The organism is Carnimonas bestiolae (genome assembly GCF_051251145.1).
GTDB classification, from domain to species: domain Bacteria; phylum Pseudomonadota; class Gammaproteobacteria; order Pseudomonadales; family Halomonadaceae; genus Carnimonas; species Carnimonas bestiolae.
Window position 1 is genome coordinate 101,831 of the sequence record NZ_JBPCZK010000005.1, and the last position, 22,634, is coordinate 124,464.

19 protein-coding genes are annotated in these 22,634 nt (G+C 53.6%); 15 read left to right on the forward strand and 4 right to left on the reverse strand.

From position 1 onward, the window contains the following. Nucleotides 1-309: 309 nt before the first annotated feature. Nucleotides 310-1,815, forward strand: a complete 1,506-nt coding sequence (gene ansP / locus R84865_RS07885; protein ID WP_435639343.1) for an L-asparagine permease — start codon at nt 310-312, stop codon at nt 1,813-1,815. A gap of 99 nt (nt 1,816-1,914) precedes the next feature. Here the strand turns inward: ansP and R84865_RS07890 are convergent, their stop codons facing one another. After that, nucleotides 1,915-2,694: a formate/nitrite transporter family protein gene (locus R84865_RS07890; protein ID WP_435632479.1), complete on the reverse strand. Its 780-nt coding sequence runs from the start codon at nt 2,692-2,694 to the stop codon at nt 1,915-1,917. Nucleotides 2,695-3,323: 629 nt separating this feature from the next. Between R84865_RS07890 and R84865_RS07895 the strand changes: the two genes are divergently transcribed. The 13 genes from R84865_RS07895 to R84865_RS07955 all read left to right on the forward strand — a co-directional run bounded on the left by R84865_RS07895 (nt 3,324) and on the right by R84865_RS07955 (nt 18,807). Further along, nucleotides 3,324-3,491 carry a hypothetical protein gene (locus R84865_RS07895; RefSeq protein ID WP_435632478.1) on the forward strand — a complete coding sequence of 56 codons (168 nt, stop codon included), beginning with the start codon at nt 3,324-3,326 and terminating at the stop codon, nt 3,489-3,491. Nucleotides 3,492-3,557: 66 nt separating this feature from the next. Beyond that, on the forward strand, nt 3,558-4,046 hold the full coding sequence (locus R84865_RS07900) for a hypothetical protein (protein WP_435632477.1): 489 nt from the start codon (nt 3,558-3,560) through the stop codon (nt 4,044-4,046). 13 nt (nt 4,047-4,059) lie between these two features. Then, nucleotides 4,060-4,527 (forward strand): OsmC family protein, encoded by a 468-nt coding sequence (locus R84865_RS07905; protein ID WP_435639344.1) that lies wholly within the window; start codon nt 4,060-4,062, stop codon nt 4,525-4,527. Nucleotides 4,528-5,033: 506 nt separating this feature from the next. Then, nucleotides 5,034-6,779: a hypothetical protein gene (locus R84865_RS07910; protein ID WP_435632475.1), complete on the forward strand. Its 1,746-nt coding sequence runs from the start codon at nt 5,034-5,036 to the stop codon at nt 6,777-6,779. 223 nt (nt 6,780-7,002) lie between these two features. Continuing rightward, nucleotides 7,003-7,509, forward strand: a complete 507-nt coding sequence (locus R84865_RS07915) for a hypothetical protein (protein WP_435639345.1) — start codon at nt 7,003-7,005, stop codon at nt 7,507-7,509. Nucleotides 7,510-7,695: 186 nt separating this feature from the next. Beyond that, nucleotides 7,696-8,892: an arabinose transporter gene (locus R84865_RS07920; RefSeq protein WP_435639346.1), complete on the forward strand. Its 1,197-nt coding sequence runs from the start codon at nt 7,696-7,698 to the stop codon at nt 8,890-8,892. 634 nt (nt 8,893-9,526) lie between these two features. Further along, entirely contained in the window at nt 9,527-10,051 is a 525-nt protein-coding gene (locus tag R84865_RS07925; RefSeq protein ID WP_435637169.1) for a fimbrial protein, read from the forward strand. 55 nt (nt 10,052-10,106) lie between these two features. After that, nucleotides 10,107-10,826, forward strand: a complete 720-nt coding sequence (locus R84865_RS07930) for a fimbrial biogenesis chaperone (RefSeq protein ID WP_435639347.1) — start codon at nt 10,107-10,109, stop codon at nt 10,824-10,826. 12 nt (nt 10,827-10,838) lie between these two features. Further along, the gene (locus R84865_RS07935; RefSeq protein WP_435639348.1) at nt 10,839-13,445 is read left to right on the forward strand and encodes a fimbria/pilus outer membrane usher protein; all 2,607 of its coding nucleotides are present in this window, start codon (nt 10,839-10,841) and stop codon (nt 13,443-13,445) included. After that, the gene (locus tag R84865_RS07940) at nt 13,438-14,493 is read left to right on the forward strand and encodes a fimbrial protein (protein WP_435639349.1); all 1,056 of its coding nucleotides are present in this window, start codon (nt 13,438-13,440) and stop codon (nt 14,491-14,493) included. Before R84865_RS07935 ends, R84865_RS07940 begins: the two co-directional genes overlap by 8 nt. Before the next feature lie 172 nt (nt 14,494-14,665). Next, nucleotides 14,666-15,040 (forward strand): hypothetical protein, encoded by a 375-nt coding sequence (locus R84865_RS07945; RefSeq protein ID WP_435633225.1) that lies wholly within the window; start codon nt 14,666-14,668, stop codon nt 15,038-15,040. 715 nt (nt 15,041-15,755) lie between these two features. Next, complete coding sequence (locus tag R84865_RS07950) at nt 15,756-16,544, forward strand: Hint domain-containing protein (protein ID WP_435639350.1); 789 nt, start codon at nt 15,756-15,758, stop codon at nt 16,542-16,544. 412 nt (nt 16,545-16,956) lie between these two features. Next, nucleotides 16,957-18,807: a polyurethane esterase gene (locus R84865_RS07955; RefSeq protein WP_435639351.1), complete on the forward strand. Its 1,851-nt coding sequence runs from the start codon at nt 16,957-16,959 to the stop codon at nt 18,805-18,807. Between the two features lie 441 nt (nt 18,808-19,248). On the opposite strand, the gene R84865_RS07960 is transcribed toward R84865_RS07955, so the two are convergent. Beyond that, nucleotides 19,249-19,569, reverse strand: a complete 321-nt coding sequence (locus R84865_RS07960) for a hypothetical protein (RefSeq protein WP_435637162.1) — start codon at nt 19,567-19,569, stop codon at nt 19,249-19,251. Nucleotides 19,570-19,618: 49 nt separating this feature from the next. Further along, nucleotides 19,619-19,858, reverse strand: a complete 240-nt coding sequence (locus tag R84865_RS07965; protein WP_435633229.1) for a hypothetical protein — start codon at nt 19,856-19,858, stop codon at nt 19,619-19,621. Between the two features lie 629 nt (nt 19,859-20,487). Between R84865_RS07965 and R84865_RS07970 the strand changes: the two genes are divergently transcribed. Next, nucleotides 20,488-21,228: an SDR family oxidoreductase gene (locus R84865_RS07970; RefSeq protein ID WP_435639352.1), complete on the forward strand. Its 741-nt coding sequence runs from the start codon at nt 20,488-20,490 to the stop codon at nt 21,226-21,228. A 193-nt stretch (nt 21,229-21,421) separates the two neighbouring features. On the opposite strand, the gene R84865_RS07975 is transcribed toward R84865_RS07970, so the two are convergent. Further along, nucleotides 21,422-22,576, reverse strand: coding sequence for a site-specific integrase (locus R84865_RS07975; RefSeq protein ID WP_435637159.1), 1,155 nt, complete (start codon nt 22,574-22,576; stop codon nt 21,422-21,424). Nucleotides 22,577-22,634 lie beyond the last annotated feature (58 nt).

The following is a 22,634-nucleotide window of genomic DNA, read 5'->3' on the forward strand; positions in this document are numbered from 1 at the left end:
GTTGCTATAGCTGACGCCGCACATTATTTGTCGGGTGTGGCATTGATAGTGGCAAATAGCGGTCAAATACGCCTTTTACGGCGAGAATTATTAGCGCTAGCTTACTGTTTTGTGGTTTCATTCGTTCTTCCCAGTCGTGGCACCATCACCGAATAGCGTTATTCCCTCCTTGGCGACAGCTGTCGGCTAGGCGTTGCCGTGTTTACTGCGTTCTGACACCGCTATCGCAGCATCAGCACTGATGTCGTACTGCAGTGACAGTAGCCACGAATGATTCGAACGACCTTATTGCCATCAAGGAGAATCGCGATGTCCTCAGACCCTTCTCAACAAACGAAGGCTGACGATAAGCGGGCTTGGCTCGATTCCCACGAGGCTGGCTACAGTAAGTCCCTCAGTAACCGACAAATTCAGATGATTGCTATCGGTGGTGCCATTGGCACCGGCCTGTTTCTAGGCACAGGCGGTCGCTTGCAAGTGGCGGGACCGTCGCTGGCGATGGTGTATCTGGTCTGCGGTATCTTCTCGTTCCTGATTCTGCGTGCGCTGGGCGAACTGGTGATGCACCGCCCCAGCAGCGGCAGCTTTGTCTCCTACGCTCGTGAATTTCTAGGCGAACGCGCCTCTTTCGTGGCCGGTTGGATGTACTTCCTCAACTGGGCGATGACCGGCATTATCGATATCACCGCTGTTGCGCTCTACATGCACTATTGGGACGCCTTCGCGGATCTGCCTCAGTGGGTGACCGCGCTGGTAGCGCTGATTGTGGTGGGGTCGATGAATCTTGTCGGCGTGAAGTGGTTTGGCGAAATGGAATTCTGGTTCGCCATGATCAAAGTGATTGCTATCGTTTCTTTCCTGCTAGTGGCTGCGGTGGTGGTCGGTGGTGGCTTCCATGTGCTGGGGCATGCGCCAGGGCTACACCTGATCAATGAAAACGGCGGCTTTTTCCCCAACGGTATCCTGCCCGCATTTGTGCTGGTTCAGGGCGTCATTTTCGCCTTCGCTGCGATAGAAATGGTGGGCATCACCTCCGGTGAAGCCGAGAATCCCAAGCAAGTGCTGCCGCGTGCGATCAATAGCGTGGTGTGGCGTATCGCCTTCTTTTACATCGGCGCGGTAGTGCTGCTGGTTCTGGTATTGCCTTGGACGGCCTACAGCAGTGGCGAAAGCCCCTTCGTGACCTTCTTCTCGGCGTTGGGTGTGCCCTATATCGGTTCGGCGATGAATATCGTGGTGATGACCGCCGCGCTGTCGAGCCTTAACTCGGGGCTGTACACCACCGGGCGCGTATTGCGTGCGCTGGCACAGGGTGGCTCAGCGCCGCCGGTACTGGCGAAGATGAACTCGCGCGCCATCCCCTATGTGGGTATCTCAATGACATTGGGTATCTATGCAATTGGCGTGGTGCTGAACTACTTTGTGCCGTCGTCAGTGTTCGAACTGGTGCTGAACATTGCATCGCTCGGCATTCTCAGCACCTGGGCGTTTATCGTTGTCTGCCAGATGGCATTTCGTCGCGCCGTTGCTCGTGGCGATGTGGCCGACGTCGATTTCAAAATGCCGGGTGCGCCAGTTACGTCATGGCTGACGCTGCTGTTTTTGGCGGCGGTGTTGGTCATGATGGCTTTCGATTATCCCAACGGCACCTTCACGGTGGGGGCGCTGCCGTTTATCGGGCTGTTGTTGGCTATCGGCTGGCGCTGGACGCGCAAGCATCGTGAGATGCAAATGCCGACCACCATTCCTTCGGTTTACCTGACCAATCGGGTGCTCGGAGAGCATGCGCGTGACAAGAAGGTTGATAAACCCTAACGCGTGTAGAGGCAGCGGCCGCTGCATAAAAAGGGCCTGTGGATACGTTACGTTGTCCACAGGCCCTTTTGTTTTGTCGCAAGGAAACGCGGCGCGGTCTTATCCGTCGCTGCGCACCTGCGCATGGCTAATCAAGGCGAAGATGAATATCCCGCCAATCATGTTGCCCAATAGCACCGGAATGAAGAAGGTAAAGATGGCGTCATGCCAGCCCACCAAACCGTTCATCATCAAAAACAGCACTTCTACCGCGCCCACGATAATGTGAGTGAAGTTCCCCAGTGATATCACGTAAGTTACCAGGAAGATCATCAGAATCTGGCCGCTTTTCAAACAGCTGAGAATCCACACCAAGGTAGCAATCAGCCAGCCTGCCAGCAGTCCCTTGGCGAACATTTCGATGGGCGTGTTATTCATCATATGCATGCCAATTCCCTTCATCGACTCGATCACCGGTGAATCGAAAATAGGCAGCCAGGTAATAATCGCTGAAGCGACCACTGCACCCACCAGATTGCCGAACAGCACGGCAAACCAGATGCGCAGCAGACGGCCAAGCCCCTTGACCGATGGGTTGCTCATAAAGGGCAGCACGGGGGTCACGGTATTTTCGGTAAAGAGCTGCTGGTTGGCCGTAATAACCAGAATAAAGCCAACCGTGTAGCCCATCGCATCGATCAGAAAACCGATATCAGTGTCGGGAAGATAAGTGTGCAGCAGCGCCCGCGCGATTAACGAAGTGCTCATGGTGATACCGCCGGCAACGGCAGACCACCACAGCGCCATGAAATCGCGGCCCAGCTCTTTCTCGCCACTCAAGCGGATCTTTTCGTGTACTGCTGCCGCCTTCGACGGCATGTTGGCGTCTTCTATAGCCATAAACGGTTTCCAATGTGAGGGATAACAGGGCCGGAAATGATAATGAGCCCGGTTGGTTGCAGAAATGATGTGCTCAAGCGCCTTCCAACACCGCATGAGCGGGCGAGTCGCCACTAGCCATAGTGCGCTCAAGTGAAACGGGTACTCCCCATGCTCGACTGACGCTACTTGTTGGATGAATGTCGAACACTGCCATTGTGCCAGTGTATGCCGGTTAGGGGGCGCGAAATACCAAGCGGCGGAGATTACCAGCGTTGAAGGGCGCCGTATACCGCATGCGCGATCCTCGGCGATAGCGTTAAGCGCGCGCTAAATAAAATCAGGTCCAGGCGGACATCGTATGATCTGTGCAACACTCGCTGCCCGCTGCCCGCTGCCCGCTGCCCGCTGCCCGCTGCCCGCTGCCCGCTGCCCGCTGCCCGCTGCCCGCTGCCCCGCTATTACCGTACCAGCCCGAAGTGCGCCACTTTTACAGGGTATCTTGCTAGCACGCTGTGATACTCCTTCTCTGAATCAGACGGTTTCCGCTCGAGGCAAAGCGACGGTAGGCGAATTCCATTCGACAAATAAGGCCTAAGGGCGAAGAATACCAGCAACGATTTATCATCCAGAAACAAGGAAACCGCCGTATGCATCCAGGTATTCTTACCATCATTATGCTGTGTGTTGATGTGTTGCTTATTGTGGGCGTATTGATTGAAGGCCTGCTAGAGCCACGTAAAGGCAACAAAATACTGGCAGGCGCATTTGTCGTGACCTTTTTGGCGATGCTGCTGGATACCTGGATCTACGCCTAGCCCGCGCGGCTCCTTGAATAATCAACGCCGTTCTTTTTCACCTTTTGGATGGAAGTTTCAACCGTTATGACAGATGGTTCTCAGCCCGCCGATTTTCCCGCGCTGTCGGCGTTTGCCCAGCAGCATTCGCTTGAAGGGCAGCAAGCTCAGCACGCTTTTTTCGCGAGCTATCGCTCGGCGGCGCTCGATGGTGCAGGTAAAGCTGAAAAACTGGTGCCGAAGATCATGTGGTCCCCCAAAGCGCTGGCCGCGTTGAGCGGCCCTTTAAGCGAACCGTTGAATGGCCTTCGCGGAGCGTTGAAAGCGTTTGATCAAAGCTATGGCAAGCGCGGCACCGATCAACTTCCCGATGCAGAGCCGCAGCGCAGTCAGGCATTGCACGCGCTGTACGATATCGTGGTACGTTCACGTGACGCAGCGGAGTCGCTCAATCACGCTATCGAGGAGCACTACGCTGAGAAGGGTGGCAAACCGGACGTCTTCAACAAGGTGCAGGCCACGCTCAACGAAGTGAACGCCCAGCTTCAGGACGGCGCTATCCCTCTGGTGCAGTAGGAGCGCTGATGCAATGAAACAGCACGAGTACCACTCCGCGGTTACCTGGACAGGTAACCTTGGTACAGGCACTTCGGGCTACCGCGACTTCGCTCGCAGTTGGGATATTGCGGTGCCCGGCAAGCCCGTCGTGCACTGCTCGAACGATCCGCTGCTGGGCGGTGATCCTGCCAAAATGAACCCCGAGGATCTGCTGCTTTCGTCTCTTTCCGCCTGCCATATGCTGTGGTATTTACACTACGCGTCCGAGGAAGGCATCGTGGTCAAAGCCTACCACGACACCCCGGTGGGAATGGGCGAAGTAGGGCGCAAAGGGGCTGGGCGCTTTCTCAAGGCGATCCTCAAGCCCGCGATCACCGTCGCGCCAGGCACTGACTTAGCCGCTGCCACTGCTATCCATCATCGCATTGACGAAGTGTGCTTTATCGCTCGCTCGGTTAATTTCCCCGTCACGTGTGAGCCGCAGTTCAGGTTTGAATGATCGCCGGCAGATCCGTGTGACGGTGATAATGGTCGCCTACCCCCCTGCCACCACTCGCGTCAGCGGCGTTTTCTTCCCTCCGTTGTAGTCTTCCGCAGCGCATTTTTAGCAGCGCTTTACGTTCTGCTGCCATGTCATTGGCCGTCTATTGCCATCGCTCTCCATTATTGTCCTGATGTGTCTTTTACTCCCGCTGAGTGTGGCATCGTGCAATATAAAGTTAACCATTTGTCATCAATAACAGGGCGGATTGATACGTTACGATGACGTTTACCTCACTTTGAGGCATTTCAAATAAGAATAATTCATAACCCTTGGTGCTGATCTGCACTAGCCTTCAAATGAAGGGGACGCATGCGATGGTCAGACAGGCCGTGTTTTGCAGCCATTATATTCGCAGTTATCGGTGCGATCAGCGCGGCGCTCTTCTTGCATTGCCTCGGGGTAAAGTGCCGCGTCGTTCGGCAGTAGCCCATTGTTCATAGTGATAACGAGAGAAAACCGCCATGAGCTACGTAATCAAGGATCAACAAAAGCTGGCTGCCATTTGGGCTGCCGCCAATGCTGAAGACTGGCCGGCCACTTATGCTGCTGCGGTCGATGCGCTGTCGGATCCCGATCACCCGGGACGTCCGGCGGAAGGAGTCGACATCGCTGTTTACACCTGGATTTCAGGTGCACAGGGGGTTAACTCTAATCAAGGCGCCTTTGCCCACTACATTCGCGATCAAACCAAGCTTCAGTATCAGCTACGTACTGGCGAAACGCCCGACGACTGGGAGGAGCGTATTCAGAATGCTTCCGACAAGATTGCTGAAAATTTCGCTAAAACTCTGCTAGGCGTTGATTTGGTCAACGATCCCGATGCGCCGCTACCGAGCGCACCGCCCACTTCAGCGGTGGTGCCGTCGATTCACGATGTGGGTCTGATTGATGCGGGCGCAGCAGCCTCCGAAGTGTTCACCGACGCCTCTTCTACCGGAGCGCCTAACTACAGTCCTTGGGCCGGTACTGCACTGTTCTCGTACCTTGGCGACACCTCGTTCTTCAACGATTGGATTGCCAACAGTGATACCAACCAGTTCAAGGTGGAAAGCGGCACCTATGACCTGATTGCGGCTGCCGAAGTGTCGACTTCAATGAAAGATGTCGGCTATGTGCTGGAAACCTTGCTGGTGGGTGAAGTACCCACCTATCTCACCACATTGGCGATTGGTCACGAGACCATTCGCCAGGCGGCAGAGACAGCGCGCGATTTCTATGTCGATTCCTACGGCAGTAGCGTAGTCGGCGGCGGCAGCATTATTCCCGGTAAGACCGATATCGGTACTGCGATCTTCAACGACGTTGCCGACGTGCTAACACCGAGCGGGCTGTACAAGGTCGGCACATTGAATGATGACGACATTACCCTCTCAAAGGGCATTATCGCCTTCAATGCAGGCGCGGGAGACGACACCATTACCGTGCCATCGCATTGGCAAAATAGTTCAGGCAATTACGGCTGGACTGTCATCGATGGTGACAGCGGCTACGATGTGGTGGATTACCATAATCTTTCCCACGGTGTGCATCTGAAATTCGACGATCAGGGCGCTTTCGACGGGCGTGCGGTTATCGAGAAAAACGGCATTGGGCTATACGGCTTCAAGGACGGTCTCTATAACATCGAAGAAGTGCACCTCACCGATCACAAGGATTCGATCACCGTTAATGATCAAATCCTGGCGCCGAGCGACGGTCTTGTGGTCGATCTGGGTAAAGGCTCAAGCAATATCGATTTCGAGCACACCTGGAATACCTTGGGAGAACAGGCTCCGCAGGGTGGCTACGAGGGAATCAGCCTCAATTTTGAGACCAACGATGTATCGTTTGCCAAACAGCTGCTGCATCTGCCAGAAAACCAGACGCACGACATCACCATCGATGAAGACTTCAATGCCGACTTCCTGGCGGCTTCTACGCTGAGCGTCGATGGTCAGGTGCTGCAGGGTAATCTGTTCGAGGGGCTGGAGAGCGATGGTTTGTTTGGCGATGGCGCCTTCGATGTTTCCTACTCACTTTCAAGCGACACGCTTTCAGGAACGCAGGATCTGGAAATCGACCTGGCCAGCACCGACGGCTTGAATCATCACCAGTTCGATATCCACAACTGGCAGCAGGGCGACTTTGGTATTGAAGTGGTTGATACCAGCGCCGCTGATGTGACTGGCGTTGCCCCAGCGGACGATCAAGCGCTATTGGCAGCGTGAACTAACGCCGCTATGTTTGCTTGTTGAGCGCAGCGGTGCATCGTGGCTATCGATCGCACACGGCGTTATTGCTCAACGTTAACCCGCCTTTTCGAAGGCGGGTTTTTTGTGCGTGAAGGAGTGGGGGTGATTACACCGTCATTGGACTACTATAGGCAGCATGCACCACTGCATGTCCACATAGGTGCTTTTTGACTGATGTACGCATCATAGTGAGACCACCATGATCAATAAAATCCTACTGTCGTTGGCACTTTTCGCTATCGGAGGTTGCAGCTCCGCGCCTTATGCTGTCACGCCGCAAACTCCTCAGCAGCAGTTGGAAGCTGCCGCTTACGCTTATCTGATCGAGCACAACAGCTCATCACTCAAGCGCGGGGCGGCAGCGTTTTGTTTAGCGGTAAGCGATGAAAATGCAGCCACCAATACCCTTCGTGATCCGTCGGCGGCAACGCTATTCGGCGTGGCTCAGCGTTTTTCCGGCAAGGTGTTGGTGCAGAGCGCGTGTCATTTATCCTCGGTGCAAACGGGGGCGCGTGCGCGAACCCAGCAGCACCGCGACGCGCTTTATATCGAAGCAGGTAATTTCCAGTGCACCTCCGCAACTCGCTGCACCTTCAAGGGCGGCTACTACGAAGCCAATGCAAGTGCGTCGCATGGTGAATACCGTGCCATCAAACAGAGCGACCAGTGGCATATCGAACCGGTTGGGCCGATAGCAACGTCCTGAAGACGGCAGCGGCCCAGCGGTAGAGGTGCTTTATTCGCCCGCCAGCTATCTAGTACACTGCCGCTCTTCGTAAGCGTTAACGTCAACCAACGCACACCTCTCCACAGCCTTGCGCTGGGGCAGGTCGTGCTTATGACGCGTGCTTGCTCCGCTGCTGTGGTGTTATCCACATCAAGGAGAAGCCCCGTGTCAGCTACTTCCCTTCCTGACGATCACACGTTCAAGCGGCGCCTTATGGGCATCGCTGTTGCGCTGTTTCTTACCTACCTTACCATCGCGCTGCCGCTGCCTATTCTGACGGTATTCGTCACTCATCATCTCGGCTTGAGTAATAGCCTGGGCGGTTTGAGCATCGGCATCGCGTTTTTATCGACGATTTTCACGCGTCCCTATTTTGGTGCTTTTGCTGATAAACATGGAGGCAAATACACCCTTGGGTGGGGAATGTTGCTGTACGTGGCTGGCGGTTTGGTGTGTTTGCTGGCGGCAGTCGCTGGTCTATCGCCGCTGCATGCGTACGCCGTGCTACTAACGGGCAGGCTGATTATTGGCGTTGGTGAAAGTATGGCGATGGTCGGGGGTGTCGCCTGGGGGCTTGCGATGGCCGGCCCACATCGCAGCGGTCGCGTGCTGGGATGGATCGGCATGGCACTATACGGTGCCTTCGCTGTGGGTTCTCCACTGGGGGTGTGGATCGATGCGCAAGCCGGGTTTGTCGGCGTGATGCTGGCCAGTGCTGCCATGCCGGTAGTTGGCTTTCTGTTAACGCGCGTCATCCCCAAGGATGTGCCGGTAGCGCACAGCAAACGTCCCTCACTGTTGTCAGTGTTGCCGATCATATGGAAACCCAGCACCGCAGTATTGCTGCAAGGCATCGGATTCGCCGCCATTGGTGCCTTCGTCGCACCGCTGTTTATCGCCCAGCACTGGCAACACATGGGCATGGGATTAAGTCTTTTTGGCGTTGGCTTTGTGATTAGCCGAATCCTGTTTTCGCACCTGCCTGATCGTATCGGCGGCTTCAAAGTGGCGTACGCCTCGCTGGTCGTAGAAGCCATTGGGCAGTACCTGCTCTGGGCCGCCACTAATCAGTGGTTGGCATTGGTCGGAGCACTGCTGACCGGACTCGGCTGCTCGATGATTTTCCCTGCGATGGGGCTCGAGGTGGTCAAGCGCGTGCCCGCGCAGCTCCGCGGTACCGCGATGGGTGGTTTTTCCGCGTTTCAGGATTTGGCGTACGGGCTTACTGGCCCGCTGGTGGGGTTATTTGTGGGCGGACTCGGCTATTCTTTCGCGTTCCTGATCGGCGGCATTGCTGCCACGCTAGGTTTGGCCATGGTGCTGGCGGCAGCTAAAGAACCTTCTGCCGACACGCTAGCCTAATGCCTTGTGAGCGGTCGTTGATTGGCCGCTCAATCTACTTCTTTCTGGCTGCCGATGCTCGATAACGCATTGTTATTAGGGTGATTTTTCATTGGTTCGTCGCAATGACGAGCAGTGAGCGCCGGCTGGTCGCTTAGGACAACGCCATAAGACGCTTCGTGCCACATTTCTTTACCGTTTTGATTGCGTGGTTCGATTTAGTCAGTTTACCCGTAATGAAATTTATTCCCTGCCGTATATGGACCTATTCGAGCATTTACCCTCCATCTCTTCCTCTCTGTGACGACTTCGTATGCCCGCGTTTTGCGGTGATGAATCGTCGCATCGGTTCCCGACAATCCCGCTCAGGTTCTGGGTTAAGCAGCGATTAAGTTCAAATGTTGAGCGGATTTTCGGCCCCTCTTTTACCGCTCGCCTTGTCGTCCTAATAACAGATATTTAACGCGTTAAAAAATAGCTCACGAATCTTTTTACAGGTAAATCGTTAGTTGGCTAGCTTAAATATCAATATTGACCAATTGTGAAACATTATGAAGAATCCGCGTCGCCATAAGAAAAGGCAATCAGGAGATCATCCTTTTCACTCCTCCTGACGAAGAACTAACAAGCTTTATGATTTCTGTGAGGAATTAACATGAAAGCAACACAAATCGCACTGGCGGCACTAGCACTCTCTGGTGCTTTGGCATCTCAGCAGGCTATGGCTGCTGCAGGTACCGTGCACTTCACCGGCGAACTGGTCGAGTCGGCCTGTAACGTAACTACCGACACTAAAGATCAGACCGTTGATCTGGGCCGTTGGCCGACTAGCCAGTTCCCTAGCACTGGCTCGGTAAGCACCTCCAAAGCGTTCAAGATCAATCTGGAAAATTGCGACGCTGGCAACTACACCATCCGCTTTGATGGCAACAGCCCCGCTGGCCGTCCTGATCTGCTGGCCGTTAAAGACGGTGGCGCTGAGGGCGTGGGTATCGAAGTGCTTGATCTGAGCAACGCTACCTTCCCGGTGAGTCAGGAAATCAGCGATCCCGCGCTGGTACAGGTAGGCGATGACGGCAAAGCGACTGTTGACCTGAAAGCGCGTTACAAGTCTTTCCAGGACAAAGTAACTGCGGGTAAAGCGGACTCCGACGCTACCTTCGCCATCGAATATCGCTAATCCATGTTGCCGGGGCATAAGCCTCGGCATTTCGAATTGTGTGGAGAGTGGCTTCATGTCGTTCGTGAGAAAACACGTTACCGCCGGTTTTGCCATGCTGGCGATGTTGTCAGTTCATGATTCTGCAACTGCGGCAATTCAAGTGCAGGCGACGCGAGTGATCTACGACGGTGAGGCAAAGGCCGCCACGCTGGGTCTGAAAAATGAGGCATCGCGTCCCTATATGGTGCAAAGCTGGCTCGACCTTGGCGATAAATCCGAAATGCCGAAGGGGTTACCCATCGTAGTAACGCCGCCCTTGATGAAGTTGGAACCTGGGCGCGAATCCTCCGTGCGCTTTATCTATTCCGGTACCGGCCTGTCCAAGGACAAAGAGTCGCTGCTGTGGATCAATGTGCAGGAAATTCCACCGGTATCGCATCAGGAAAATGTGCTGCAAATTGCGATTCGGTCACGCATCAAGCTGTTCTATCGTCCCGCCGGTATGGTCGCTGATATGGACAAGGCCGCGCATTCGCTGCAGTGGAAGCGGGAGGGGCAGTCGCTCTACGTTTACAACCCCTCGACCCTGCATATCACCTTCGCCACTTTGACCCCCAAAGGACACAAGGCCATTGGCGCCTTTGTTCACGACATGGTCGGCCCGGGCGAAACGATTGAAGTGCTTAGCGGATCAGCCGCTCAAGCGGCATTGTCGGGCACCTTCGACATCGATTACATCAACGACTACGGCGGCTATTCGCAGCTTAAGTCGATTCTGCTGACGCACCGCTAGGACTTCGTGCTCATGACACCTTTGTGCCACGTACATTGGTTGTACGGTCCTCGCGTGCCTGTTCTGCTGCTGGGCGTGTCGCTGTTGGTCACTGCTGGCTCAAGTTTCGCCGCGCAGGAATTCAACGCGTCCTTCCTACGTGCCGGGTCAGACAAGTCGGCGCTAGAGGCGGTAGAGAAGGGCGATAGCCTGCTGCCGGGTACTTATCCCTTCAGCCTGTATTTGAACGGCGAACAGGTCGATCGTGCAGATATCACCTTTGTGCGAGATGGTGCCGGAAACGTGCAGCCCTGCCTGTCTGCTAAGCGGCTGCGTGGCTACGGTGTTCGTGTAGGAGAAGTGCAAGGTGACCAGGCTGAGTGTTTCGCATTGGCGTCTCAGCTCAGTGATTCACGGATAACCTACGACGCGGGTACTCAGCGCATTGATATGTCGGTTGCGCAGGTGCACCTCGATCAACTGCCGCGTGGCGGCGTGCCTATTCAGCTGTGGGACGAGGGTATTACGGCCGCGCTGCTCGACTACAACGTTACCGCGACTCGCAACCAATACTCCGATCAGAAGAATCAGGATTACTACTACCTGAGTCTGAATAGCGGCTTCAACGTAGGGGCGTGGCGCTATCGCAATCGTTCTGTCGTGACCCGCTACACCGGTAACGGCACGCATTGGCAAACACTGGGCAATAGCCTTGAGCGCGATCTTCCGCAGTGGCGCTCGCGGTTACAGTTCGGGGATACCTATACCAACAGCGACGTGTTCGACAGCTTCCGCTTTCGCGGAGCACAGCTATCGAGCGACGACGATCAGTTGCCTTACAGCATGCAAATGTATGCGCCGGTCATCCGTGGTAACGCATCGTCCAACGCGCGGGTCGAAATCAAGCAGAATGGCTTCACCATTTATTCCGCCAATGTCGCGCCTGGTCCTTTTGAAATCAATGACATAACACCGAGCAGTTTGAGCGGTGACCTGCTGGTGCGCGTGATCGAGGCGGACGGCTCAGTACACAGCTTCACGCAGGCGTATTCAGCGGTACCCAATATGCTGCGCAAAGGTATCTGGCGCTATCAGCTAACGGGTGGCGAATACCGCAATGGCGGTTATCTGGATGACTATCATCCTGCGTTTATACAGATGACGGTCGGACGTGGGCTGAGCAATGACACCACGCCTTTCGGTGGTTTATTGGTCGCTGAACATTATCGTGCGGCAAACGTAGGAGTCGGCAAAGGGCTAGGGCTGGCGGGCGCCATGTCGCTCGATCTGACGGTCGCTTCTACCACCATCGCGAATGGCGAAGATAATACCGGTGGAAGTTTGCGCTTTCTCTACTCCAAATCTCTTAACGGCTGGGGCACCGAGTTCCGCCTGATTGGACACCGTTATTCGACGTCGCATTTTTATGATTTCGCCGACGCGGCCGCCGAGCGTGCGCAATGGCGTAACGGCCGTTACCAGTATGATTACGATGATAATCACGATATCAACTTTGTAGGTGTTCCCGATTGGACCGAGCAGCGCCGACGCTCGCTCGAGAGTAGCCAGTTCTATAATAAGCGCTCGCAGCTTCAGCTAGCCGTAACGCAAAACCTGTGGAACAACGACCAGATTTACGCCAATTGGACCTCCCAGAATTACTGGCACCAGGGGCGCAGTCAGCGCAGTTGGCAGGTGGGTTATAACGGCCACGCTTCGTCGCTGAGCTACGGCCTGTACTTCCAGTATTCCAGCGGCCGGTTTACCGATAGCGAACGTATTATCGGTGCCAATCTCTCCATCCCGATTGGCACGGCAAGCCGTACGCCCATGTACATGAATTCGTATGCCAGTCATTCGAATATCAACGGTAATGCAGTTCAAACCGGCGTTAGCGGTTCAGCGCTGTCGGACAACCGCCTCAGCTATAGCGCGCAAGCGGGACATAACGCGGGTGGCGGAAATAATGCCTCCGTTAACGCGGACTACCAAGGGTCGGCTGGCGATATCAATGGCGGTTACTCCTACGGTAATCATTATCGTCAGGCATCGTTGGGCGCTGCCGGCTCGGTGGTGGCGCACAGTGGCGGCATTACGCTGGGGCAGCCGCTGCAATCGACCACCGTGCTGGTGGATGCGCTAGGGGCTGAGGGTATTCGTATCGAGAACCAGCAGGGTATCGAAGTTGGTCGCAGTGGTTATGCGTTGGTAGGCGGTTCAGCACCTTATCGCCGCGATCATGTTGCACTCAAATCGGAAGATATTGGTGCCAACCTGGACGTGCCTAACACCACGCTCGATGTGGTGCCCACGCGAGGTGCGGTGGTGCGAGCGAGTTTCGATACACGCTCGGGACGTAGTGTGCTGGTGGATGGTCATCTTCCCGACGGTTCGCCTATTCCGTTAGGGGCCAATGTATTTGGCGCTGATGGTCGCTCCCAGGGAATTGTTGGTCCTAATGGACAGGCGTTCATCACAGGTGTGAGCGACGGTCAGGCGTTAACAGTACGGTGGGGCGAAGACGCTCGCCAACAGTGTGACCTGCAGCTGTCGTTAGCCGCTCAACCGGCATCCGCGACAGCGGGCTACGACAGAGCGACAGCGCTTTGCCAACCTAAAGAGAGAGTCGTTAATGAGTAAGCAATGTGTGTTGCGCGGGATCAGCGTGCTGATGCTGTTGCTGGTCTCGCAGGCAAGTTGGGCGCTGTCGTGTTTCGAAGGTGGATATCGGGGCAATACGCGTCACGTAACTTCGCTGGATCGCGAGGTTATCGTCCCCTCTACCACTGAACGCGGCACCTTGCTGTGGCGCTCGCCCACCTACACGGCCACCTTTGTGTGCTACGACACTGACTTGCATCCACAGGGTGAGGATGCCTACCTGTACTGGGATCCAAGGTCGCAGCTGAAGAGTATTCACAATTCGATCGAAGTGGGGGTGACCTACCAAAGTGTCGATATCAATCCGTCCAATCAGCGTCGTACTGATATAGGGCCTGGTACTCGTGGGCCTGCTGGCTGGCAGTTTTGTGTGGAGCGGCGTGGTCTCTTTCGCCGGTGTGCTCAGCCACAAACCATAACGGTAACGTACAGCATTTATATCAAGGCCACTGGCAATCCTCCCCCAGCCAGCGGTCGCATCACCAATAGCGGCACCTACAGCGTGTTTCAGGTGGATGGGGTGCTGGGGCTTAACACCACCACGCGCGACGCCAACTTTAACGAGTACATCTCGGGGCTCGGCAATATTCGCTTTGTTTCGTGTAATCCCAAGATTACGGTGATTGGCAACAACGGCAATGTCGTTGATTTTGGCCGCATTCCTTTGGGACGTAACGTGCAGACTGGTGCGGTGGAGAAGTGGCTACCGTTTAGCGTGACTGCATCGTTAGACTCGCAGGAAAGCGGCCAGCAATGCCGTGGCGAAACACTAATGGCTAGCTTCTCCACCAGTAATCCGGTGCAAAGCCAGAATACCATTATGCCAAGCAGCGATAGTGGCTTTGGCATTGTCATTACGCCGCCCAATTCGACGGCGCCGATCAATATGAATACGGCGGTCGAGCTAGGCATGATCAACGGCACAACAGTGAAGAACACCTTCCAGGCGGGTCTCAAGTGGCTTTCGTCGTCGCCCAAGCCAGGTCGATTCAACGCCACCGCGACGGTAGACGTGACGTTCAAGTAACGCTTATGAAGAAGTGGTGGCCGCTGATGGCTCGGCCCTATGCACAAAAGTGCAGCTACTCCGCAGTGATAAACGCGTATGAAGGCGGTGCAGACGACAATAGTGGATGAGTGAACCCATATACCGAACGGGAGTCCCACTATTTACATATTAAGAAAAGGTTTGGTTTCCCATGCACAAGAATATCACCGCTCTGCTTCTTTCCACGTTTGTCGTTGGCGCCACTGCTTCCACTCCAGCGCTCGCTGATATTGGCTCTATGGTGAGCAAGGCAAATGACGCCAAGGATATGGCTACCAAGTCACCTGAGGAGATCGCCAAGGATCGGGCTCAGGACAAAATATCCGACGCTAAGCAGCAGGCCAGCGACCGGGTATCGGACTTCAAGAAAGATGCCACGCACAATGCCGATGGCGACAGTAACGAAGCTACGTCCTCCGGCGATGAGGACAGCGGCGACCACGATCGCCTGAGCAATCTTAAACAAAAAGCTGAAGATAAATACAATTCGACCAAGGACAAGCTATCCGGCCTTGGCGACAAATAATTCCGATCTGCAATGATCATCGCCTTTTAGCGTTATCTTGGCCTTGATCAGCATAGTTAACGCTGTAACAGCGAAAAGCCACGCCCCATTAGGTGTGGCTTTTTACGTGTTGCTGTCTTCGTCGCGTCAGGGATTCATTCAAGCCCCTTGGTCACCGCTATAAGTAGATGTCCGACAATGCCCCCTGCTTTATCTACTTGACGTTGGGCATCCGCCAAACGTTTGGAAATGGGCGGCATCATCATGCAAATGAAAAGCGGGTATAACCGAAGCTAATTAAACGATCATTTATTGATCAGTTGAACCTTGTGCTATCACCGTATGGAATACATGAATCAAAAAGCCCGGCACGCGATTGTGCTGGGCTTTTTGCATTGAACGTGAAGGCTGCTACGGCGCTTTAGGCAGATGGCGGTGTTCTTATTGTGGCGAATGACGAGCACGCTGGGCAGTTTTGTCGTCCGACGTAGAGGTTACTACCACGCGAGGGCATCTTTGAAAAATAGGCAATAGGTGGCATTCATATTCCTTTGTTTTATAAATAGCATTCACATTCGTTATAGAATCATGATGTGCAAGGTGGGAATGCAAGATGTCTCTTATAGGCGACGCGATCGATGCAATTACCGGTGCGATAAACGGAATAGTCGGTACAGCCTCCGGTGCTCTAACGTACGCAAATATCAAAATAATTCAGTCGAGCATCGACACCGTCATGAACAGTGGTCTGCTTTCCGACGAGCAGAAGCAGGGCTTCCTGAAAAGCGTGCAAGGCTCTATCAACGACATGGCGAAGCATGTCATGGACAACGATTATGGGATACTGAACGATCAGATCCACAAGGCGTTAGACCAGCTTCAGAGCGAAGTCGACAACGCGGTTTGCTTTACCAAGGGAACGCTCATCAGTACGCCTGGTGGTGATGTCCCCATCGAAACACTGCAACAAGGGGATATCGTTGATACGCGCTCGGGGCCTAAGCCGATTAAATGGATAGGGTATCGCTCGCTGCGTCAGCTGCGGAGTTTTTCTGCACGGGGCAAACGTAATACCTTGCCAGTCAAGATTTGCGCTAACGCCATCGCCGATGGCGTGCCCAATCGCGATATCAGCGTGTCTGCTTGGCACCATATCTTTATCGATAAAGTACTGGTTCGCGCAATGGACCTCATCAACGGCCATACCATCTTCCAGGAAGAGGTAAACGAAGTTACCTATTACCACCTGGAATTGGACAGCTACGACATGCTGCTGGCCGCCAACCTCTATTCCGAATCCTTCACCGATAACGGTAGATCCCGCGGATTCTTCTCTAACGTAGCAGCAACCGAGCTGCCTGCTGACTGGGCCAATCAACGTGGTCGCGCACCGCGTCCCGGTTTCAAAGTAGTGCGCTCGGGTGACAAGGATACCGCTGCATTGGAAGCCATTCAGCAGCGTTTGATGGCGAGAATTCCGGCTGAGTCAGAGGTAAAAAACAATGCTCTGCAGTTGTCGGCTTAATAGCACATGTGGCGGCGCTGAGCGTTGCCTTGCCACAGCTCATGCTTCTAGCGGGCTATGACGTCGACATCATCAACAAGCGTGGAGAGCGTGCCATTCGCTTATTGAGGGCACTCCAGGATTCGCTCTTCAGTACTGAGATAAAACATTTTCGCTTTGGTAGCTATCCGTGCCCGTGGTATGGGCGCTTGCCTCCTACCACTCCGTAACAATTAGAGACCGCTAGGTTATTGCCCGCGCTGCCCGCTGAAAAGGGCCGCGTGTGGATCACGTTTACTCGAAATTCCACGTGTCGTTGCCGCGTAGACCAGCACTTTACGGCTACGCCATTTCCTTTTGCAAAAGGGAAAGCGGGGGAGCATGCAACGTGTTCCGTAACGACAATTGGCCTCACCTACAAATAGAGAAGAACATGGGGATATTCGATTCCACCAACTCGCATTGGGATTTCACGCCATCTGCGAATTCCGTTAACGATGCGCTACTACTAATGGGCTATTCGTACCACAACATTTCGCAAGGGTGGCATGAAGGCTACGAACAATATGGCTGGGGCCTGGGACTGCCCGCAACCTTGCTAACGGCGATTTTCGGTGACGCCAACTCCCAGGGTATTCTGCCTCAACTGCCGTGGAACCCCGATGCAGAAGCGCAAAGCCGGCAACAGCTTGAGGATGGCGGTTGGCGTCTCATTACGCCTGAAGAATTGGGGTATCACGGTACTGTAGATGGTGCTGGTACCTATCATGGTGAGAAGCTGGGCTACTATGCGGCGGAAGCCGAAGTGGTAGGGAAGTACGACCAGAATGGCTCGCTTACCCAGATCGGCATTGCCTTCCGCGGTACCACTGGCCCCCGTGAGACGTTGATTCCCGACACCATCAGCGATGCGCTGCAGGATCTTCAAGCAGGAAGTGAGTGGACGCAGTACGTACCCAACGCGTTTGGTGACTTGCTCGGACACGTTGCCAGCTACGCTTCCAGCAATGGCCTGGACGGTAGCGATGTGTTGGTGACTGGGCACAGTTTGGGCGGGCTTGCCGTAAATAGTATGGCAGCGGCCAGCAATGAAGATTGGCAAGGCTTCTTTGCCGACTCTCAGTACATTGGCTTCGCCTCTCCCGTCGAAAGTAACAAGGTATTCAACCTGGGGTACGAGAATGACCCAGTATTTCAGGTGCTGCCTGGAAATCAATTCGGATTAGCGTCACTGCTACCTAATTTTAGCCCCGATACCGCAACGCCCGAATCGGCGAACAATATCGTTAATTTCAACGACTTTTACGCATCAGGCCTGGGCGGTATCACTGAATCGATCGTTAACCTGCTTTCTTGGCTGGCCCATGATCCTATTGCCTATCAGGATGGTTTTAGCCGGATTATCAATTCATCGTTCTACGATCAGACCTATCAGGATTCGACCATCATCGTCGGCGAGCTGTCTCAGCCCGCCTCCAAAACTACCTGGATCAGAGACCTTAACTTGGGTCATGAAGAGCGCTCTGGGCCGACCTTTATTTTGGGCAGCGACCACGACGATCTGATTCAGGGCAACGGCGGCACTGACTATCTCGAAGGATTCGGTGGCAATGACACCTTCCGCGGTGGCGGCGGCTATAACATCATCGAAGGTGGCAGCGGTTATAACACCCTCGATCTCGATGGGGCGAGCAAGGATTACCAAATCGCCTACGATGGCTCTACGCTGTATACCCTCGACAGCCACGGCGGCATTACGGTGTCGAACGACGTTCAGGGGCTGAAGGCCAAGGACGGCTCGTTCCTGTTCATACCGCAGGATGTGTCGTACCAAGTAACCGATGGTGGCCTCGAGCAGGATCGCTACAACGGGCGCAAACATGTCGACTACGCCGAAACTGCTCATGGTTCAGTGGGCAACGATGACATAACCCTCAATGACAACGATCAGTGGGCGTTTGGTGGCGCAGGCGATGATGTCATCAGAGCTTCTGAGCACGGTAATGCTACGATTGTCGGCGGGGCAGGAGATGATCAGCTCTATAGCGGTGGAGGTGACAATACCTTCCTGTTTGTGTCCGACTTCGGCCACGATCAGATATTCGACTTTTCCGATAGCGATAGAATCGTGGTGATGGACGCTGAAGGTTCGAACGATAACAACCTAGTGTCGCATTTCGATACCAGCGACAACGGCATTACTCTGACTTACGGTGATAATAGCGTAGAGCTGGTAGGCCTGAGCATGGCCGATATCAACCAGGATCAGTTCGTCGTGGTGTAGTCGCGTTGATGCGGTAGCCCTTCGTTTTTTAATTACACACTCTAGCTTGCACGCGATGCTGGTCATACGTGTCGCGTGTATCTATTGGCTTGGCACATGCGGAAGGGCGACCGGCCAAAATCGATGTGTCGTGCGATGAAAGTATTATACAAATAATAGCGTGCTAATATTATTAGCTGACGCTAACAAGGCGGTGACTTATAGCAAAATGTGGAATATTGATAGTCGTGTCTAATACATGACAGCTGCACTGAGAAGTAATATGTTCAGCAGGAGTTAGTAGATCGCTAGAAATAAGGACAAAGGTTGCGTGCTATTCATTAGCGTGATGGTGAATGAGACGCGATACGATAATTTTCTTGCGAAAATCGACACCCGCCTACAATAATTTTTTGTCTGCGGGTGTCGTTATATCATCTAAAAAAGGGAGGCATGGCTCTTCTACTTACTGAAGACTCCTTTGAGGAGACCTTCGCCAACGCCTTCTACAAATCCGCCACCGTTGTGGCCAATGACTTCACCAATTTCGCCTCCGATGAAGCCCCCAATGCCGCTGCCAACCGTTGAACCCAACGTGGCACCTATTGTGTTCCCTACCACCGGGATGATGGTTCCCACGATGCCGAGAGCAGCGCCTCCCAGGGCACCTCCTAGCGCAGTGCCGATCAGCGTACCAATGGAAGAACCACCGGTTGTTGCCGCGTCCTGGATGAAACCGGCGCCGCCCACGTACTCAATTTGTGTATGGCTGAGTTCTTTCATGTCGACCTCGATATGTGCGTAAATACGTCAATCGTGAATTGAAGTTGCGTTACTCTTCCTCTGTACTTCCCGATGGGAAAATACCGCCAATGATGTCGAACCCTGTTTTTACGACAGTACCGGCGAGGTCCAAGCCTGCGTGAACAGCGTCTTTTGCTAGCGAAACACCGGACTCGCCCAAAAATTCACCCAAATTGCTGAAACTGTCGCCCAAAAGCCCGTCAATGATGGCTGCCGGCGAAAATCCGCCTGCGACTAGTTCAGTTTCGACAGTAGTTAATTCTTTCATATCTAGTTCATCCTGTGCTGGTGTACGACGTTTAGTTTTTGCTTATAGCCTTTAAATAGATATATCCGGTATTGATTGGCCGCCAATAGTATTTCGCTATTTAAAATCACGTTTTTACGAATAATTCCTTAATGTTCAATAACGTCAGTACTACTTTTGTCTATTAATAGTGTGTTCTGTTATGAGCATCGCTAATTTATAGGAAGTAACTGGTATTGATGATAGTGAGCAGACAGTGCAATGAACCAAATCGAGGCATTTAACTGAAGTAGTTTCTTAACGATTAGCTTGCAATCTTTTGAGTACATTGGGAGACCCTTTTCGCTGCGGTGTTCTCGTGGCAGCGAGCAGTGATCCAGAAGTAAATATTGGTGGTCTCGATAAATGTCGCTCAAGTGATCTCTGCCAATGGCGGCATCTTGGCTGTCTAGAAGGGTAGTACTTAATATGGATTCGATTGGCCATGGAGCAGACTCACTAAGCGAACCACTATCAAATCAATCCGTGCCAGAGACTGATTTGTAGCGTGGTTCGCGATGGTGGTCGGACTGGAGAAGGATTTGCGAGCGTCTATGATGAGTCGACATCGAGAATGAGTGGTCGCCAAATAATAGCCTCAGGAAATAGTCATGGGACGTTTCAAGAATAAGACCCTATTGATCACGGGCGGTAGCAGTGGGATAGGGCTTGTTGGAGCGCGGCGTATTGTGGCCGAGGGCGGTAAGGTCATCGTGACAGGACTTAACAGAGCTCGGCTGCAAGCCGCGGAGAAAGAATTGGGAGGCAGCGCTACTGTCATTTATAACGATGCTTCTGATCCTGATGCAAGCGCAGCACTGGCTGAGCAGGTCAAAGCGCATGCGCCGTTGGATGGACTTTGGCTGAATGCGGCATCTGCTTCACTCGCCATGCCCGAGGAAGTGGATGCGGATTCTTTCGATGCGCTGATGGCTACGAATGTTAAAGGGCCGGTCCTGCAGATGGCCAAGTTATCAAGCATGTTGACCCCCGGGGCGTCAGTTCTTCTCACTGCGTCAAGCTCGGCATACGAGAAAGCAACCGCTACAGGCCTTTATGGGGCAACCAAGGGGGCAATCATTGCACTCACAAGAAGCTGGGCCGCAGCGTTTGCTCCACGAGGCATCCGTGTCAACACTCTTGTTCCTGGCCCCATTGAAACCAACTTCCGAGATTTTTTATCGGACGAAGCCAAGCGCGGATTCGAAACATTTGTCGTTAGCCAGGTGCCTCTCCGGCGCCCAGGCACCGCGGATGAAGCCGCTGCTGTTGCGCTATTTCTGCTCTCGGACGACGCCTCTTACGTTACTGGAAGTCAGTACGCCGTCGATGGTGGCCTGATCATGCACTGATCACCAGCTTTGGGATTTAAGCTGACACAATGCTTAGCTTCAATCAGGTCGCCCGAACCGCATCGATCACACAAACAAAAAGGCCGAACGCTTGTGCGCTCGGCCTTCAATGTTTGGTGGAGGCGGCGGGAGTTGAACCCGCACGCATTTTATATAAAACAATAACTTATGAGTCTTTGTGACTATATTGTGACTATTTCCAGAATGTATCTATTGCTTTTGATCCTACGATTTCTCCCTCGATCGGTATCCAACTGGCGTAAATTTGTGCGGTTATAGTCACGCTACTGTGGCCCATTTGTCGTGATACCCAAGCCAGTGGCTCCCCAGCTGACACCATCATGGATGCATACGTGTGACGTGTCTGATATTGACGACGATATCGCACGTTGGCTTTCTTTAGGGCATGCGTCCACAGCGTCTTTCTCAATGCTTGGTCGCCAGTCCAAGGCTTACCATCACGTGGGTTAAGAAACACTCTGCCGCTTTCGTGGGTAGAGCTCAACTGGAACTGCTCTTGAAGCGCCTCGATTGCCGGCGGTAGCAGGTCGATTGTGCGTGTCCCTGCAGCAGTCTTAGGCATTTCTACTCGGCCATTGGCTGCTTGTGTTAGCGCACGCTCAACGCGGCAACGCTTTCTATCAAGGTCGATGTCTCGCCACTCAAGCGCCACAAGCTCAGACGTACGTAGCCCTGTCCAAAAGGCGAACTGTATAAGTGGGCGGCCTGCTGGCGGTAATGCCGCCAAGATGGCCCCTTGCTCGTCCTTGGTGAATGGGTCTGGCTTGTCCTTGAGAGTCTCTCCTGGTTTCACTTCCTCTTGTCGCCGGTAATGCCAGCCTGCGATGGGGTTAAGCTCTATTCTTTCGTCATGCATAGCATCATCAAGAGCCGCTCTTAGCACACTTAAAATATTGGCTATGCGTTTGTTTGAGCATCGCAGTATAGATGCAAATTCTCTGACGTGGCTGCGCTTCAATTCCAGTAGCATTAAGTGACCAAAGGCTGGGATTAAGTGCCCCTCAATGATTTTTCTATAGTCATTCGCGGTGCTCGACTTGATGGTCGGCTCTTTTTCTTCAAGCCAAAGTCGCAAGTAATTATCTAGCCTATCCTGCCTAATGAATTTTTTCGCCATTGCCGACTTGGGGAACGTCACTGCGTAGTCAAAAGTTCCATTTTCAATGGCCGAAATAATAGCGGCCCGGTGGCGGGCCGCTTTTTTCAGGTTAGCGGGGGTGGGCTCAAGCTTGATGCTCTCCCTGCACCTCTGGTTCTTATAGTAGAAGTCGATCTGAATGGTCGTTTTGCTTCTCGGCCTGACTCCTTCTGGAAACTGGTCGCCCATGCTTCGAATCCTTCCACGGATATCAATATTCTGTTGTCTGGCGCTTTGACGTATTCAC